Origin of the sequence: Dyella sp. SG562 (genome assembly GCF_011759495.1) — a bacterium.
GTDB lineage: Bacteria > Pseudomonadota > Gammaproteobacteria > Xanthomonadales > Rhodanobacteraceae > Dyella_D > Dyella_D marensis.
This window is the reverse complement of record NZ_JAAOYS010000002.1, coordinates 133,616-151,180: the sequence shown is the minus strand read 5'-3', so window position 1 is coordinate 151,180 and position 17,565 is coordinate 133,616. Positions and strand designations below refer to the sequence as shown.

Annotated in this window: 13 protein-coding genes; 5 read left to right on the top strand and 8 right to left on the bottom strand. The window is 66.9% G+C overall.

The genetic code is table 11. The features are described 5' to 3' along the window. Positions 1 to 4 precede the first annotated feature (4 nt). Positions 5 to 1,102, top strand: a complete 1,098-nt coding sequence (locus FHW84_RS04160) for a nucleotidyltransferase domain-containing protein (protein ID WP_167252879.1) — start codon at positions 5 to 7, stop codon at positions 1,100 to 1,102. Further along, positions 1,102 to 1,863, top strand: a complete 762-nt coding sequence (locus FHW84_RS04155) for a nucleotidyltransferase domain-containing protein (RefSeq protein ID WP_167252878.1) — start codon at positions 1,102 to 1,104, stop codon at positions 1,861 to 1,863. The genes FHW84_RS04160 and FHW84_RS04155 overlap by 1 nt, the downstream gene beginning before the upstream one ends. Here FHW84_RS04155 and rtcA read toward each other — a convergent pair. The 3 genes from rtcA to FHW84_RS04140 all read right to left on the bottom strand — a co-directional run bounded on the left by rtcA (position 1,853) and on the right by FHW84_RS04140 (position 6,101). After that, positions 1,853 to 2,866 (bottom strand): RNA 3'-terminal phosphate cyclase, encoded by a 1,014-nt coding sequence (rtcA, locus tag FHW84_RS04150; RefSeq protein ID WP_167252877.1) that lies wholly within the window; start codon positions 2,864 to 2,866, stop codon positions 1,853 to 1,855. The genes FHW84_RS04155 and rtcA overlap by 11 nt on opposite strands. A gap of 15 nt (positions 2,867 to 2,881) precedes the next feature. Beyond that, positions 2,882 to 4,102: an RtcB family protein gene (locus FHW84_RS04145; protein ID WP_167252876.1), complete on the bottom strand. Its 1,221-nt coding sequence runs from the start codon at positions 4,100 to 4,102 to the stop codon at positions 2,882 to 2,884. Between the two features lie 448 nt (positions 4,103 to 4,550). Continuing rightward, positions 4,551 to 6,101, bottom strand: coding sequence for a TROVE domain-containing protein (locus FHW84_RS04140; RefSeq protein WP_167252875.1), 1,551 nt, complete (start codon positions 6,099 to 6,101; stop codon positions 4,551 to 4,553). Positions 6,102 to 6,267: 166 nt separating this feature from the next. Between FHW84_RS04140 and rtcR the strand changes: the two genes are divergently transcribed. Continuing rightward, complete coding sequence (rtcR, locus tag FHW84_RS04135) at positions 6,268 to 7,863, top strand: RNA repair transcriptional activator RtcR (protein ID WP_167252874.1); 1,596 nt, start codon at positions 6,268 to 6,270, stop codon at positions 7,861 to 7,863. A 100-nt stretch (positions 7,864 to 7,963) separates the two neighbouring features. Here the strand turns inward: rtcR and FHW84_RS04130 are convergent, their stop codons facing one another. The 5 genes from FHW84_RS04130 to rpmH form a co-directional block, all read right to left on the bottom strand. After that, on the bottom strand, positions 7,964 to 10,552 hold the full coding sequence (locus tag FHW84_RS04130) for a DNA translocase FtsK 4TM domain-containing protein (RefSeq protein ID WP_167252873.1): 2,589 nt from the start codon (positions 10,550 to 10,552) through the stop codon (positions 7,964 to 7,966). Between the two features lie 249 nt (positions 10,553 to 10,801). After that, positions 10,802 to 12,145, bottom strand: coding sequence for a tRNA uridine-5-carboxymethylaminomethyl(34) synthesis GTPase MnmE (gene mnmE, locus FHW84_RS04125; RefSeq protein ID WP_167252872.1), 1,344 nt, complete (start codon positions 12,143 to 12,145; stop codon positions 10,802 to 10,804). Between the two features lie 58 nt (positions 12,146 to 12,203). Then, positions 12,204 to 13,934 carry a membrane protein insertase YidC gene (gene yidC / locus FHW84_RS04120; protein ID WP_167252871.1) on the bottom strand — a complete coding sequence of 577 codons (1,731 nt, stop codon included), beginning with the start codon at positions 13,932 to 13,934 and terminating at the stop codon, positions 12,204 to 12,206. Between the two features lie 96 nt (positions 13,935 to 14,030). Then, the gene (rnpA, locus tag FHW84_RS04115) at positions 14,031 to 14,408 is read right to left on the bottom strand and encodes a ribonuclease P protein component (protein ID WP_167252870.1); all 378 of its coding nucleotides are present in this window, start codon (positions 14,406 to 14,408) and stop codon (positions 14,031 to 14,033) included. Between the two features lie 26 nt (positions 14,409 to 14,434). Then, positions 14,435 to 14,572, bottom strand: a complete 138-nt coding sequence (gene rpmH / locus FHW84_RS04110; RefSeq protein ID WP_019464789.1) for a 50S ribosomal protein L34 — start codon at positions 14,570 to 14,572, stop codon at positions 14,435 to 14,437. 205 nt (positions 14,573 to 14,777) lie between these two features. Here rpmH and dnaA point away from each other — a divergent pair, with 205 nt between their 5' ends. Next, positions 14,778 to 16,133, top strand: a complete 1,356-nt coding sequence (dnaA, locus tag FHW84_RS04105) for a chromosomal replication initiator protein DnaA (RefSeq protein WP_167252869.1) — start codon at positions 14,778 to 14,780, stop codon at positions 16,131 to 16,133. Between the two features lie 266 nt (positions 16,134 to 16,399). Continuing rightward, the gene (gene dnaN, locus FHW84_RS04100; protein WP_167252868.1) at positions 16,400 to 17,500 is read left to right on the top strand and encodes a DNA polymerase III subunit beta; all 1,101 of its coding nucleotides are present in this window, start codon (positions 16,400 to 16,402) and stop codon (positions 17,498 to 17,500) included. Positions 17,501 to 17,565 lie beyond the last annotated feature (65 nt).

Sequence of the window (17,565 nt, the reverse complement as noted above, 5' to 3'; positions counted from 1 at the left end):
TGCCATGATCACCCTGGAAGCACTGCGCGCCCATGCCACGCCTGCCCTGTTGTTCGAATGCATCGCGGGCAGCCACGCCTACGGCACGGCCACGGCGGAAAGCGACCAGGACCTGCGCGGCATCTATGCGATGCCGGCCGCGGCGTATCTGGGCCTGGAAGCACCCGCCGCGCAGATCGCCGATGCGCGCAACGACATCGTCTACTACGGCCTGCGGCGTGTGATCGAGCTGCTCTCGGCCGCCAACCCCAATGTGCTGGAACTGCTGTTCATGCCGCGGGACACCGTGCGCTCGAGCAGCCCGGAAATGGACCAGCTGGCGGCACGGCGCTCGCTGTTCCTCGCTAAACCCTGCGTGCAAAGCCATATCGGCTATGCGCTCACGCAGATCCGCAAGGCGCGCGGCCAAAACAAATGGATCAACCAGCCGCGGCCGGAAGCGCCGCCGGTGAAAGAAGACTATTGCCATGTCATCCCGCGCGAGCAGCTGATCCCCGGCAACGCGGCACCATGCCGTCCGCTGCCGTTGAAAACGCTGGGCTGGAACCTGGACGAGTTCCACGCGGCCAGCCTCGAACATGCGCGCGACGGCTACCGGCTCTACCGCTACGGCCGCGGCGCGCGCGGCGTGTTCCGCGACGGCATGCTGGTATGCGAATCCATCCCGTTGGATGAAGAAGCCGAGCGCTTCGCCGGACTGCTGTTCTACAACGAGCAGGCCTGGAAGCAGGCTATGGCCGACCACCAGAACTACTGGACCTGGCGCCGCGAACGCAACGAGGCGCGCTGGCGGCAGCAGGAAAGCGGCGAACTGGACTACGACGCCAAGAACATGATGCACACCGTGCGCCTGCTGCTTTCCGGCGAATCCATCGTGCGCCACGGGCGGCCGATCGTGCGCTTCGAAGGCGAGCAGCGTTCGCTGCTGCTGGACATCCGTGCCGGGCGTTTCAGCTACGACGAACTGATCGACATGGCCCAGGACATCGCGGCCCGCTGCGAGCGCGAGACCGCGGCCAGCAGCCTGCCCGACACCATCGATACCGACGCGGCCAATGTTCTGCTGCGCGAACTCACCGCCCATTGGGAGCAACGCCAGTGATGGATGCAGCGATCCAGTCCGCCATCGACGCGATCGAGCGCGATCACGGCGTGCGCGTGCTCTATGCCGCCGAGTCCGGCAGCCGCGCCTGGGGCTTCGCCTCGCCGGACAGCGACTACGACGTGCGCTTCGTTTACGTGCATGCACCCGACTGGTACCTGAGGGTGTTCGAACAGCGCGACGTGATCGAACGCATGCTGCCCGGCGATCTCGACGTCAGCGGCTGGGAGTTGCGCAAGGCGCTGCGCCTGATGGCCAAGTGCAACCTCGCCCTGAACGAATGGTTCGATTCGCCCATCGTGTACCGCGCCGACGAAGCCTTCGCGATGCAGGTGCGCCAGCTCATCGGACGCCACTTCCAGCCGGCGCGCGCACTGTTCCATTACCTGAGCATGGCGACGACCACGCACGACGAGCATTTGTCCGGCGACACGGTGCGCCTGAAGAAGCTGTTCTATTTCCTGCGCCCGATCCTGGCCTGCCGCTGGATCGAGCACGCGCGCACGCAGCCGCCGACCCGCTTCGCGCAGCTGCTGGCGGCGCCGTGGGTCAGCGATGAGGAGCGTGGCTGGATCGCCGAACTCGAAGCACGCAAGGCGCTGGCCAGCGAAGGCGACCGCGAACCGCTTCCCGTCGCGCTGCGGCCATGGATGCGCCAGCAGCTCGAGCGCTTCGCGGCGATCGGTCCAAGACTCGCCAGCAAGACTGATATCGACGAAACCATGCTGGACGCCGCCCTCCAGCGCTGGGTCAGCGGCTGACGGCAGCCCGCCAGCGGTCCTTGCCCAGTTCCTCGAAATCGATCTGCACCGGCAGGAATTTTTCGATCAGCGCGGCGTTGCTGCGCGCGTGGTCGGTGGGTTGCTGCGTGGTGAAGCTGCCTTTGCCGGCGAGCGCCAGCGGGAGCAGCAGCTGGTCGGCGAGGTAGGGGCCGACCGCCGCGCCACTGTCCAGATACGCGCGGGCTTCGGCGCAGGCCAATTCGGCTACGCGCTCGGACGACACGCCGCGCTCGCCGAAGGCGGTGAACAGCTCGCACACGTGCTCGCTTTCGACGCGCACCATCAAGGCATTGCCGGGGCCAGGCGAGTGAATCGCCTGGCGGATATGGCGATGCTCGTCCGCCACGCCGAGCAGGCGGCGCACCGCATCGAGCTCGCGCTCGCCGACACGGCCGGGGATGGAGGACATCAGCGCTGTCGCGGACAGCTCCTGTTGCGCGCCGCGCTCCGGCAGGTGCAGCGGCCCGGGCGCCTCGCTCGCGTCGATATCGATCTTCAACGCGCCACCGCCGGCCGGAAAGAAGCCATGGCGTTGCAGCGCGAACGAAGCACGCAAGCCCATGCGCTGCATCAGCGGCAGAAAACCGTGCTCCAGAAAATCCGCACTCGGCGCGAGCGGGTTATGCGTGCCGCCTTCGAGACGCAGGCTCGCCGTCACACCGGCCAGCCATAGCGCGGGCAGCACCGTCTGCAGCACCAGCGTGGTGGAACCTGCCGTGCCGATCGGCCAGTGATAATCGCCCCCGCGTACCGGGCCCGGCACGAATTCCAGCGTGGCCGATCCCGGCGCATCGCCGGTCACCTGCGCGCCACCGATCTCCCGCGCCGCCTGCACGGCGGTCAGATGCTGGCGCATCAGCCCCGGGCGCGAGCGTTTCGCACGGATGCGCTCCATGCGAAACGGCTCGCCGGTGCAGAGGCTGAGCGCCAGGGCGGTGCGCAGGAGCTGCCCACCGCCGGCCTGTCCATCGATTTCCAACATCGCGTTTCCTTTCTCTCAACCCTTGACGCAAACCACCTGGCGCAGCGTATGCACGATCTCGACCAGGTCGCGCTGCGCTTCCATCACCGCATCGATCGACTTGTACGCCGCCGGCGACTCGTCGATCACCTCCGCATCCTTGCGGCATTCCACATGCGCGGTCGCCTCGCGATGCTGCTCCAGCGTGATCAGCTTGCGCGCGGCGGTACGGCTCATCACGCGGCCGGCGCCGTGGCTGCAGCTGTGGAAGCTCTGCTCGTTACCCAGGCCACGCACGATAAAGCTCTTCGCGCCCATGCTGCCGGGAATGATGCCGAGCTCGCCGCGCTTCGCGCTAACCGCGCCCTTGCGGGTCACCAGCACGTCCTTGCCGAGATGATGTTCACGGCTTACGTAGTTATGGTGGCAGTTCACCGCCTCGGCCTGCGCCTCGAACGGCTTGGGGATCACCTTGCGCACCGCTTCCACCACGTGGCGCATCATGATCGCGCGGTTGGCACGGGCGAAACGCTGCGCCCAGTCCACCGCGAACACGTAGTCGGCGAAGTGCTCGCTGCCTTCCGGCAGGTACGCCAGATCCTGGTCCGGCAGGTTGATCATCCAGCGGCGCATGTCCTGCTTGGCCAGCTCGATAAAGTACGAGCCGATCGCATTACCCACGCCGCGCGAGCCGGAGTGCAGCATGAACCACACGCGCTGCTCTTCGTCCAGGCACACCTCGACGAAGTGATTACCCGTGCCGAGCGTACCCAGGTGGCTGAGGTGATTCACGCGCTCCAGCTTCGGATGCTTCTCCACGATGCGCTTGAAGTCCTCGTGCAGCGTGCTCCAGCCCTCCAGCGCGGCCTGCGGCGGGTTTTCCCACGCGCCCTTGTCGCGGCGGCCCGGCGTACGGCCATGCGGCACGGCGGTTTCGATCGCCGTACGCACGCCCTGGAGATTTTCCGGCAGGTCGCTCGCGGTCAGCGTGGTGCGCGCGGCGATCATGCCGCAGCCGATATCCACGCCCACCGCGGCCGGCACGATCGCGCCGACGGTCGGCACCACCGAGCCGACGGTCGCACCCTTGCCCAGGTGCACGTCCGGCATCACGGCCACCCAGCCGTGGATAAAGGGCAGGCGGGCGATATTGATCAGCTGCTCGCGCGCCTCGTCTTCCAGCGGCACGCCGCGCGTCCACAGCTTGATCGGCGCCGCGCCCGGAAGATGGATCACATCGTAGTTGCGGTTTTCCATGGCCTCGTTTCCTTTGCCCGGGCTGTTGCGCCGCCGGGCCGGCGTGTCTCGAAAAGGTGCGGCGACAAAGTAGGTGAACCGTCCTGCTCTACCGCTGAGCTACACCACCATAGATGCGGTGGCGGCGGGACTCGAACCCGCGACCCGGAGCTTATGAAGCTAGTAGGTCCACCGGCATTCGCCGCGGTGAAAAAGTGCGCATGGGGCAGCGACAAACAGATGACGAACCGGCTTGGGATAGTAGGTCCGCCGGCATTCGCTGCGCCGTGCGCTTGCGGCGACGAAGGTGATGAAAGCATCCCGCTTGCGCGGGCCGGGATTTGAACCCGTCGCCCGAAGGCTTCTCCAAGTAGCTTTCATCGGCATTCGCCGCAAACTCAAAAGTATGTCCTTCCCTGGCCCCGGCAGGCCCATTCCTGCCGGGGTACTACGCTGCCATCCGTGGCGATCACAATTCCATGGCCTGGATGCGTTCCTCCCAATGGCCCGCATGCTTGCCCTGCGCGATGCCCGCTACCAGCTCGAACACCGCATCGCTGAAGCCGCCGATATGGAACACGTCCGGCGCTTCCTTCGCCTGGCTGGTGCCGTACGGCTGCAGGTCGATGCAGACCAGCCGCGCCCTCGGGTTGCGCGCCTTCAGCGCCGCCCACTGGCGCATCGTTTCGGTACCGCCGCCCTGGCGCGTATCCAGCCAGCTCTGGTTGTCCGACACGATCACCACCAGGTCCGGCGCCGTGCGCTCATGGTTGAGCAGCGCCAGCGGCGCACTTACGCAGGTACCGCCGCCGACCATCCGGGCGATGTCGCGTGCCTGGCTCATCACGCTGTCGCGCGGATTGAGCTTGATCGCGCGCACCGCCTCGGCGAACGGCACGATCCGCGTCTTGCCATGCCGGCGGCGGAAGCAGGCCGCGATCAACGCCGCCACTTCCACGCAGGTCGCTACGCTGGTGGCGCCGCGGCGGTAGCCGGTAACCGGCGACTGCATCGAACCGGATACGTCGATCGCCAGCACCACCTCGCCGGACAGGCGCGGCACCGCTTCGGTGGCCACCTCCATGGCGTCCTGCAATGCTTCGCTGATCGCCTCCGGCATGTTTCCCGCCGCCGCGCGGTAGGCCACCATCAGCTGGTACGGGAACACCCGCGCACGCTTGATCGCCTCGCGCTGGCGCAGACGCGCCGCCACCTGCTTGACCATCGCCGCGTCCTCGAACACGCCCTTGCGCAGGAAAGTGTTGAGGTTCATGCGCGTGGCCTGCCACGAGCTGCGCGCCGCGATCTGCTTCCAATGGCGCGCTTCCAGCGGCAGCGCCGTGAGGTACGGGAACGGCAGGTCGGGCGCCGCGCCGCGCGGATCGGCCTTGAAGGCTTCGTACGCCTGCACCATCGCGGGCAGCGCTTCGGCCTTGTACGGCTTGTCCAGCAGCCACGCATACAGCGCTTCGCGGGACGCATCGAGCGGACGCGGATGCATCATCCGCACGATGTCCGCCAGCGAAGGACGCTCGCCGATCGCCGCCGACATCAGCTGCCCGGTGGTGGCGCGGTCCAGCCATTCGCGCACCAGGCGCTTGGGGCGGGTACCGAGCGACTTGCGGCCAAGCTCGCCGCTGCGAAGCATCTGCACGAAGTTGCGCAGCATGCGGCCATTGTCGATCACGCGGTGGAAGATCTTCTCCGCCAGCGCGCCGTCGCGGCTGGCCAGGTAAGCCACCAGCAGGGCCGGCATGTCCTTCATATGCGCATGGCGGCGGGCGTACAGGGCGGTGCGGGCCACGAACTCCGGCTCCACCGCCGCGCACAGCGCCAGCACCCGGTCCAGCTGCTGCTGGGCATCCGCATGGAAGGTGCTGCTGAGGCAGCCGGTCGCGGCGTACAGCGCGAGGGCGGCTTCGGGCGAGCGCCGGTAGGCGGCGCCGCCGGCCTCGTTGGCCGTATCGGACTTGGGCACCCGGCGACCGCGATAGCTTTGGAAGAGATGAAGGTTCGGCATGGCTGTTTCTCCGTTTGCCTGGGGAGAGCAGCAAGCGTGCCAAGTCGCTTTTGAATTCGTATCTACATGTTTTTGATGGAAAACATTGTCGGCGCACTACGGTTGATGACGCCGGACTTGCTCATTTCATATATTTGGATATCTGCATTTATATTTGGCTATAGGTATGAAGCCCCAGGTCGTGATCGGATTCCTCGGCACCCAGCTCGATGCCGGCCAGGGCGCCGGCCGCTGGGAGAAATGGCGACCCACCGTGGCGCTGGGCATGCACGAGGATTTCCTGGTGCACCGCCTGGAACTGCTGGTGGATCTGCGCCGCTACGGCGACGTGGCGCGGCAGGTGCAGCAGGACCTGGCCCAGGTCTCGCCGGAGACCGAGGTGCGCCTGCACGACACCTACCTGGCCGACCCCTGGGATTTCGAGTCGATGTACGGCGTGCTGCACGACTTCGCCAAGGGCTACGCCTTCGACACCGAGCGCGAGGACTATCTCGTGCACATCACCACCGGCACCCACGTCGCGCAGATCTGCCTGTTCCTGCTGACCGAGAGCCGCCGCCTGCCCGCGCGCCTGCTGCAGCTGTCGCCGCCACGCAAGCAGCACGTGGGCGCGAACGGCGGTTCGATCAGCCTGATCGACCTGGACCTGTCGCGCTACGACCGCCTGGCCCGGCGCTTCGAGCGCGAACAGGAAGACGACCGCACGCATTTGAAAAGCGGCATCGCCACGCGCAACGCCGCGTTCAACCGCATGATCGAGCAGATCGAGATCGTGGGCAGCCGCTCCACCGCGCCGATCCTGCTGATGGGTCCGACCGGCGCGGGCAAGAGCCAGCTGGCGCGGCGCCTGTTCGAGCTGAAGAAGGCGCGGCATGAATTGAGCGGGCGCTTCGTCGAGGTCAATTGCGCCACCTTGCGCGGCGATGGCGCGATGAGTGCGTTGTTCGGTCACGTCAAAGGCGCTTACACCGGCGCGGTGGGCGAACGAGCAGGCCTGCTGCGCAGCGCGCATCAAGGCCTGCTGTTTCTCGACGAAATCGGCGAGCTGGGCGCGGACGAGCAGGCCATGCTGCTGCGCGCGCTGGAAGATCGGCGCTTTCTGCCGGTGGGCGGCGACAAGGAAGTGGAGAGCGATTTCCAGCTGATTGCCGGCACCAACCGCGACCTGGGCCGCCGCGTCGCGGAAGGACGGTTTCGCGACGACCTTTATGCGCGGCTCAATATCTGGAGCTTCCATCTGCCAGGCCTGGCGGAACGGCTGGAAGACATCGAGCCGAATCTCGACTACGAGCTGGATCGCCACGCGCAGCATGGCCATCGCGTGACCTTCAACCGTGAGGCGCGCGAGCGCTATCTGCGTTTCGCGCAATCCGCCGAAGCCACCTGGCATGGCAACTTCCGCGACCTCGGCGCATCGCTGACGCGCATGGCGACGCTGGCACCGGCGGGGCGCATCACGGTCGACGTGGTGGACGAAGAACTGCAACGCCTGCGCCGGCTGTGGCGCCGCGACGAACAGACGGACGTGCTGCGCGAATGGCTTGGCGCCGAACTCGATGCGCTGGACCTGTTCGACCAGCTGCAGCTGCGCGAAGTGGTCCGCCTGTGCCGCCGCTGCCGCAGTCTTTCGGAAGCGGGACGCCAGCTGTTCGCCGCTTCGCGCAGCAAGCGCACCAGCACAAACGATGCGGACCGGCTGCGCAAATACCTCGGGCGTTTTGGCTTGAGCTGGGAAACCGTGTCGGGCCGCAACGACGCCTGACGCGTAGGTTGGGGTGAGCCAGAGGCGAACCCCAACAATGCGCGACGCTCGGGCGTTACCGCGTTGGGGTTCGCCCACGGCTCACCCCAACCTACGCTTGCTATTCGGACGGAGCAGGCGCGAGTACGTCGCGCTGCCCGTTGATCCCCATCGGCGACACCAAGCCTGCCGCCTCCATCGCTTCGACTAGCCGCGCCGCACGGTTGTAGCCGATGCGGAACTGCCGCTGCACGAACGAGATCGACGCGCGGCGCGTGCGCAGCACGAAGGCCGCGGCTTCGTCGTAGAGCGGATCGAGTTCGGCATCCGCGCCTTCCTCGGGAAACAGCTCGCCGTTGCCGCCTTCGCCGGGCGGGCCGGCGAGGATCTCGTCCTTGTAGTCCGGCTCGCCGTATTGCTTGAGGTGCGCCACGACGCGGTGCACTTCCTCGTCGGCGACGAACGCGCCGTGGATGCGCTGCGGGTAACCGGTGCCCGGCGGCAGGAACAGCATGTCGCCCTGGCCGAGCAGGCTTTCGGCGCCCATCTGATCGAGGATCGTGCGCGAGTCGATCTTCGAGGACACCTGGAAGGCCACGCGGGTGGGGATGTTCGCCTTGATCAGGCCGGTGATCACATCCACCGACGGACGCTGCGTGGCCAGGATCAGATGGATGCCGGCGGCGCGCGCCTTCTGCGCCAGGCGCGCGATCAGTTCCTCGATCTTCTTGCCGGCCACCATCATCAGGTCGGCCAGCTCGTCGATCACCACCACGATCATCGGCAGCGTATCCAGCGTCTCGGGAATTTCCGGATGCGCGGGGAAGGGGTTGAGCAGCGGCCGGCCGGCGGCGCGCGCTTCGCGCACCTTGTGGTTGTAGCCGGCGAGGTTGCGCACGCGCAGGTCGGACATCACGCGGTAGCGGTTTTCCATCTCGGCCACGCACCAGGCCAGCGCATTGGCGGCGAGCTTCATGTCGGTGACCACCGGCGCGAGCAGATGCGGGATGCCTTCGTAGACCGACAGCTCCAGCATCTTCGGGTCGATCATGATCAGGCGCACCTCGTCCGGCGTGGCCTTGTACAGCATCGACAGGATCATGGCGTTGACCGCCACCGACTTGCCGGAACCGGTGGTGCCGGCCACCAGCATGTGCGGCGCGCGCGCCAGGTCCGCCACCACCGGCTCGCCGGTGATGCCCTTGCCCATGGCCAGGGTGAGCAGCGAATCGGAGCCGCGGTATTCGCGCGAATCGAGGATCTCCGACAGCGCGATCATCTGGCGCTGCTCGTTCGGCAGCTCCAGGCCCATGCAGGTTTTTCCGGGGATCGTCTCGACCACGCGGATCGAGGTACGCCCCAGGCCGCGCGCCAAGTCCTTCATCAGCGCGACGATCTGGTTGCCGCGCACGCCGACGGCGGGTTCGACTTCGAAGCGCGTGATGACGGGGCCGGCGGAGGCGCCGACCACGCTGACCGGCACCTTGAACTCGCGCAGGCGCTGTTCGATCAGTTCGCCGGTTTCGGCGAGCTGGGTTTCGCTGACAGAAGCGGAACCCGGCGGCGGCGGGGCGAGCAGGGACAGCGGCGGAACCAGCACGTTCGTGCGCGGCCGCGACGGGGTCGGCGCCGGCACAGGAGCCGCGGGGGCCGGCTCGTCGTCGTTGGCGGCGAGGCGGCGGGATGATGCCGGAGCGGTGCGAGACACCTGCGGCGCCGGGATGAAGTCGGGCGCGTCTTCCGCGTTGTCCGTCGCTGTGGATTCGATCGGCGCGAATTCGACTGGCGCGGATTCGATCGGCGTGAATTCGACTGGCACGGATTCGATCGGCGCGGATTCGACGATGGCGCGTTGCGCGATCGCGGGCTCAATCGTCCGCATCGCCGCGACGGCCGGGCTTTCGATTCCGAGGGGAGGGTGCGTGCGCACGCGAGCATCGATGTCCGTCCTCGCGGCTTGAACCTGCGCACGCGCAGGCGGCTCGTCCGCCGAAGCACGTTCGGCCGCGGCCGCCATCGCCGCGGCGATACGTCCGGTCGATACCCGCGGCGCCGAAACCGGCGCGACGCGAGGCTGCTTCCAGGGCTCGCGGATCACCGCTTCGGGCGTGGGCGTTTTCGTGCGCTGCGTATCCGCGCCGGAGAAAGGTGCTGCGCGCTCCATGACCGGCGAGGGTGGGCTGGCCGGCGCAACAGGCGGACGCCGCGCCGCATGCTGCGCCTGCCGGCGCGCCGCCGTTGCCGCACCGGCGCGGCGTACGGCGCCGCGCTGTCGACGCGCAGGAAAGCGGACGCCGCGCGCTGTGAGCAGCCGCTCGATCGCGCCAGCGAAGCCATCGACCTTCGAGGAAGTCCCCGCGAACAGCGCGCGCCACGACAGCCCGGGATACCAGCGCAGAGCGACTGCCAGGATCGCCAGCATCAGCAGCGAGGTGACCGTCGCGCCGAAAACAGAGGCGAGGCCGCCGGCCAAGGCACGGCATACCACGCCACCAGCCGCCGGATCGTCCGTGTAATGCGCGACGACCAGGCCTTCGAGCGTGGCGCTCGACAGCAAGACCAGCAGCCCGCCCAACGCATAGCGGATCGTGCCCTCACCACCCACCGGCCGCTTGCGGCCTTTGGCAACGAGGGCGCGCAATCCGCGCCAGAGCAGTGGAATCAACCAGAGAGTGGACAGCCCGAAGGCGCCGAACAAGAAAGTGAGCATGCCTGCGTTTCGACCGGAACAGCGCCCCGCAAACTCGGCATGTTAGCGCCAAGGCGTCATCCGCTGTACTAGAAGATGCGATAAGCGTTTGTTGTGTCGAGCGCCACGCCACAGGGAGAGGTCCTACTGTGGTGCCTTCCGCGGGTTGCTGGCGCGGGTCATTGATGACTGTCCGGCCAGACGGGCGCAACGGGAGCTGGCCAAGCGTCTAAAGAAGAAGGGCGACCAGCGTTCGCCCACCGTTCGTTTTCACTTGCCGATGCAGAACGAACTGAAGATCGCCCCCAGCAGGTCGTCGCTGCTGTAGGTGCCGGTGATTTCGCCCAGTGCGTGCTGCGCGTGGCGCAGTTCTTCCGCGGCCAGCTCGCCCGCATGCACGTCGAGCAGCACGGATGCGGTGCGGTCGAGATGTTCGGCGACCCGTTCCAGCGCGAGCACATGGCGGCGGCGGGCGCTGAAGGCGCCTTCGCCGCTGCCGGCGCCGGCGAGGCGCTTGAGGTGGTCGCGCAGCACGTCGAGGCCTTCGCCGGATCTGGCTGAGGTCCATAGCCACCAGACGCCGGCGCGCGTTTCGCTGTGCGAGGGACGGCGGTCCAGGTCGATCTTGTTCACCAGCACGATGCGTTCGACGTCGGCCTGCACGTCGGCGAACAGCTGCTGGTCCGCGTCGGCGCCGGCGGCGTCGGTGACGAGCAGGGCGACGTCGGCGCGGGTGAGCTCGTGGCGCGCGCGGCGGACGCCTTCGCGTTCCACCGGATCGTCCGTTTCGCGCAGGCCGGCGGTGTCGGCCAGTTCCAGCGCGACGCCGTCGAGATCGAGATTTTCGCGCAGCACGTCGCGCGTGGTGCCGGCGATGTCGGTGACGATGGCGCGGTCGCTGCCCGCCAGTGCGTTGAGCAGGCTGGATTTGCCGGCGTTGGGGCGGCCGATGATGGCCACGCGCAAGCCATCGGTGAGGCGCACGCCGCGCTGGGTTTCGCGTAGCAGCCCGGCCAGTTGTTCGCGCAGGGCCTGCAGTTGCCGCGCAATAGCGGGGTCGGCGAGGAAGTCGATTTCCTCTTCCGGGAAATCGATCGCGGCTTCGATATGCACGCGCAGCAGGATCAGCGCCTGCAGCAGCTCGTCGACGCGGCGCGAGAACACGCCTTCCATCGAACGCAGCGCCGCGCGCGCGCCGGCCTGTGAACCGGCGGCGATCAGGTCCGCGACGGCCTCGGCCTGCGCGAGATCGAGCTTGCCGTTGAGGAAAGCGCGCTCGGTGAACTCGCCGGGACGCGCCAGGCGTGCGCCGAGTTCGCAGACGCGGCGCAGCAGCGCGTCGAGCAGTACCGCGTTGCCGTGGCCCTGCAGCTCCAGCACGTGTTCGCCGGTGTAGGAGGCGGGGGCGGGGAAGTACAGCAGCAGGCCGCGGTCGATCAGCTCACCGTTCGCATCGCGGAAGGCGGCAAAGTGCGCGTGGCGCGGTGCGGCGGCGCGACCCAGCAGCGTCTGTGCGATCGCCGGCACCGCCGGACCCGATATGCGCAACACACCGACGCCTGCGGCTCCGGGTGCGCTGGCGACGGCAGCGATGGTGTCGGCGGTGTGGCTCATACCCGGGAGATTATCGCCGCCGCCTAAGAAAAAGGCCGCTTGCGCGGCCTTTTCTTCATCAGGCGGTCTTGGCCTTGTGATCGGCCCGGTCCACCTGGCGGGTGATGAACCACTGCTGGGCGAGGCTGGTCGCGCCGTTGATCACCCAGTACAGCACCAAGCCGGACGGGAAGAAGGCGAACAGCACCGCGAACAGGATCGGCATCACCTTCATCATCTTGGCCTGGGCCGGATCCATGCCGGTGGTGGGCGTGAGCCACTGCGTGGCCAGCATCACCAGCACGTAGATCGCCGGCAGCACGAACAGCGGGTCGGGCGCGGACAGGTCGTGGATCCAGCCGAAGAACGGCGCCTGGCGCAGCTCCACGCTTTCCATCAGCACGCGGTACAGGCCCAGGAACACCGGGAAGGTGACCAGGATCGGCAGGCAGCCGGCCATGGGGTTCACCTTCTCCTTCTTGTACAGCTCCATCATGGCCTGCTGCATCTTCATCTTGTCGTCGCCATAGCGCTCCTTGAGCGCGGTGACGCGAGGCTGCAGCTTGCGCATGCGCGCACCGGAGCGGAACTGCGCGGCGGTGAGCTTCCACAGCGCGGCCTTCAGCAGCAGCACCAGCAGGATGATCGCCACGCCCCAGTTGCCGCTGATCGCGTGCAGCTGCGACAGCAGCCAGTGCAGCGGCTGCGAGATGACGGTGAGCCAGCCGTAGTTGGTGGACAGCTCCAGGCCCGGCGCGATCGCGTCGAGCGTGCCCTGCAGCTTCGGACCCAGGTACAGGCGCGAAACGGCGGTGGCGCTCTGGCCCGGCGCCACGTTGAGCGACGGGCCGACGGTGCGGATCAGGTAGTACGGCTGCGCCGTATCCGGATTGACGACGCTGGTGGAGTAACCGTTCGCTTCCTGCGCCGGCGGAATCCACGCGACCACGAAGTAGTGCTGCAGCATCGCGGCCCAGCCGCCGGTGATGGAGCGCGCGAGCGGCTTCTTCTGGAAGTCGGTGAAGGGCAGTGTTTCGAACTTGTCCTGCGGGCTGTACCAGCCGGCGCCGAAGAAGCTGTGCGCGGCAGGGTCGGTGTAGTTCTGCAGCCAGGTGCGGTTGTTGACCTGGCCCGCGCGCTGCAGCTGCTCGTAGGCGTTGCCCTGCCAGGCCACCGACGCGCCGTTGTCGATCTTCTGCTGCATCGAGACGTCGTAGCTGCCGCGCTTGAGCGTATAGCTCTTGGTGACCTTGAGGCCGGCGGCGTCCTGCCAGGTAAGGTCCACCTTCAGTTCGTTCTGGCCTTCGGCGAGCTGGTAGGCGGTCTGCGCGCTGTCGAACACCGACAGATGCGTCGGCGCGACCGGCGCGCCATTGCCCTGCGCGCTGGCCAGGCCGCTCTGCGCCACGAAGAAATGCTCGGGCTGCTCGTCGAGCAGGCGCACCGGCGCGGGGCTCGGGTCTTTCTTGGTGACCGGCACCGACGGGTAGTGCAGCAGTTCGGATCGCACCACGCTGCCGCCGCGGGTGTCGACCGTCAGGCGCAGCACGTCGGTGGTGATGGTGATCAGCTGGGCCTTGGCTTCGGTCGCGCTGCCGCCGTTGGCGGGTACTGCAGCGGCGCCGGTGCTGGAGCTGGAGCTGGCGGCGGGCACGTTGCCGCCGTTGTCGGCGGAAGGCACCGCGGCGCTGCTGGCGCTCGCCACCGGCGCGGGGACCGGCTTGGGGCTGTAGTCCTTGTCCCAGGCCATCCACAGCAGGTACGCCACGGCGAGCAGGGCAAAGGTGAGGAACGTGCGCGTTTGATTCATCGCGTGACAGATCCGGTGAGCGCCGCGGCTCCGAGCCGCGGAGAGGAAGGCGGGAAAAGGGTCAACGCGCGATTGTGCCGGCCGCGTGGCCCGGCATCAATGCGAGCCGGCCTTGGATATGGGCACGGATCGCTGCGACACCAGCTTCTTCCACAGCTGGTCGATCTCGGCCAGCAGTTCGGGGCCGGGCAGGCCGCTGGCCTGGTCGCGCGCCATCACCAGCAGGTCGACGGCCGGAAGCTGGGTGCGGATGCGCCGGAAGGATTCGCGCACCAGGCGCTTGATGCGATTGCGCTCGACGGCGCGCTTGGATACGCGCTTGGAGATGGCCAGCCCGAGGCGGGGCTCGCCGAGTCCGTTGTCCCTGTAGCGCACAGAAAAACAGCGGCCGCCGAGGCGGCCGCTGGCATGGCGCATCGCTGCAAAGTCACCGGCGCGACGGATCCGCGACTCGCGCGGCAGTCCGGCACGCATCGGTGCTGTGCCTGTGACCGCGGCGCTTACGGGATCAGGCGCTTGCGGCCCTTGGCGCGACGGGCGTTCAGGATCTTGCGACCGTCGGCCGTGGCCATGCGGGCACGAAAGCCGTGCGTGCGGGCGCGCTTGAGCTTGCTGGGCTGGAAGGTCCGCTTCGACATGGCTTCCTCCTCGTTGGTATGTGGATAAAAAGGTTGGAAATTATGCCGCGCGCTTGCGGGCTCTGTCAAACCCCCGCTGCAACGGGGGTTTGCGTATCCTGTGGATAATTGTGTGGATAGGCCCTGGCCGAGAACCGGCAAGCTGCTGTTAGACTTTCCGGTCCACCCCGCGCGCAAGCGCCCCTGCTGTGGTTGAAGAATACCCATGAGTGATCTGTGGCGGCGCTGTCTCGAGCGTCTCGAAGGCGAATTGAGCGCCGAGGACGTGCACACCTGGCTGATGCCGCTGCAGGCTCGCGACGACACCATGGGTCTGCAGCTGTTCGCGCCCAATCCCTACACCCTGGACACCGTGCGCGAGCGCTATCTGCCGCGCATCGAAGCCATGCTCGCCCAGCTGACCGGGCACGAACTTTCCGTGCGCCTGGAAGTGGGTTCGAGCGCCGCGCGCGTGCCGCAGCGCCCGGCTTCGTCCATGGCGCGCCCCGCGCCGGCGCCGGCCGTGGCCGAACCCGCGCCGACGCAGCCACCCGCGCCCTTCAGCCATAACCTGGACCCGCACTACACCTTCGAAACCTTCGTCGAAGGCAAATCCAACCAGCTGGGCAAGGCCGCCGCGATGCAGGTGGCGATGAATCCGGGCCGCGCCTACAACCCGCTGCTGCTGTACGGCGGCACCGGCCTGGGTAAGACCCACTTGATGCATGCCGCCGGCAACCTGATGCGCGAGCGCAATCCGGACTTCAAGGTGCTGTACCTGCGTTCGGAGCAGTTCGTGGGCGCCATGATCGAAGCGCTGCGCACCAAGAGCATGGACGAGTTCAAGCGCCGCTTCCGCTCGGTCGACGCGCTGCTGATCGACGACATCCAGTTCTTCGCCGGCAAGGACACCACGCAGGAAGAGTTCTTCCATACCTTCAACGCGCTGTTCGAATCCAAGCAGCAGATCATCCTGACCTGCGACCGGTACCCGAAAGAAGTGGACAAGCTGGAGCCGCGCCTGAAGTCGCGCCTGGGCTGGGGCCTGTCGGTGGCGATCGAGCCGCCGGATTTCGAGACGCGCGCAGCGATTCTGCTGGCCAAGGCGCACGAGAAGGGCGTGGCGGTGACGGAGAACGTGGCGATGCTGCTGGCCAAGCGCATCCGCTCCAACGTGCGCGACCTGGAAGGCGCGCTCAACACGCTGGCCGCGCGCGCCAATTTCTACGGCAAGCCGATCACCACCGAATTCGCCGAGGAAACGCTGCGCGACCTGCTGGCCACGCACGCCCAGGCGGTGACGGTGCCCAACATCCAGAAGCAGGTGGCCGACTACTACCAGGTGCGCCTGCAGGATCTGCTGTCCAAGCGCCGCGTGCGTTCGCTGGCCAGGCCGCGGCAGTTCGCGATGGCGCTGTCCAAGGAACTGACCGAGCACAGCCTGCCGGAGATCGGCGAGGCGTTCGGCGGGCGCGATCACACCACCGTGCTGCACGCCTGCCGCACCATCAAGAAGCTGTGCGAGACCGATACGCGCATGCGCCAGGACTGGGAACAGCTGATCCGCATCCTTACCGGTTGAGGTGATGAAGCGGAGAAATCGGCACCGGTGGGGATAAGCGCTTGAAAAGGGATGGTAGAAGCTGTGGATAATAGGTGGACGTTCGAGGGCTCCCCAGTTATCCACAAGCGACCCACACGCTGCGGGCCTGTTCAAGCACACCGTATTTTTGTTTCAAGTTTTTGATTCTTAAGTGGAAAACGCGGTTTTCAAGTTATCCACGGCACCTACAACCACCACAGAACTTCTTTTAAAAACAGAACAGCAGGTTTAGGGGAAGCGCCTACATGCAATTCAGCATCCAACGAGAAGCTCTGCTCAAGCCGCTGCAACAGGTGGTGGGCGTCGTCGAACGTCGCCAGACCCTGCCCGTGCTCGCGAACCTGCTGGTCAAGGTCGGCGACGGCAAGCTTTCGCTGACCGGCACCGATCTCGAAGTCGAGATGGTCGCCACCACGCCGGCCGACAAGCTGGTCGACGGCGAGATCACCATCCCGGCGCGCAAGCTGTTCGATATCGTGCGTGCACTGCCCGATGGCGCGCAGATCGAGTTGAAGCTCAACGGCGATCGCATCGCGCTCAACGCCGGACGCAGCCGCTTTACGCTGGCCACGCTGCCTGCCACGGAATTTCCCACCATCGACGAGATCGAGCTGGTGGAGCGGGTGAGCTTGCCGGAAGAAGTACTGCGGGATCTGATGGAGCGCACCGCGTTCGCCATGGCGAACCAGGACGTGCGCTATTACTTGAACGGCATGCTGCTGGATCTGCAGGAACACACCCTGCGCTGCGTAGCCACCGACGGCCACCGTCTGGCATTGAAGGAAACCAAGCTGGACAGCAAGGTTTCCACCCGCCGCCAGATCATCATTCCGCGCAAGGGCGTGAACGAGCTGATCGGCTTGTTCGAAACCGGCGACGGCCAGGTGGAACTGGAGTTCGGCCGCAATCATCTGCGCGTGCGCCGCGGCGACGTGGTGTTTACCTCGAAGCTGATCGACGGCCGTTTCCCGGACTACGAGGCGGTGATCCCGCTCGGTGCGGACAAGTCGGCTACGCTCGATCGCGAAGTGCTGCGCAGCGCGCTGCAGCGTGCGGCGATTCTGTCGAACGAGAAGTACCGCGGCGTAAAGCTGGAGCTTTCGTCCGGGAAGCTGCGCATCGTGGCGCACAACCCGGAGCAGGAAGAGGCTGTGGAAGAGCTGGAAGCCGAAACCGTGGTTTCGGATCTGGCCGTGGGCTTCAACGTCGGGTATCTGCTGGATGCGCTGTCGGCACTGCGCGGCGAGCGGGCACGCCTGAATCTGCGCGATGCGCAGTCCAGCTGCCTGGTGCAGGAAGACGACAGCGAAGAGGCACGGCACGTGATCATGCCGTTGCGCCTCTGATGGCAGCAGGGATGCGGGCCGGATCGGTCAGCATGCCAGCCAACAACGCCGGAGCCGTCGAAAGA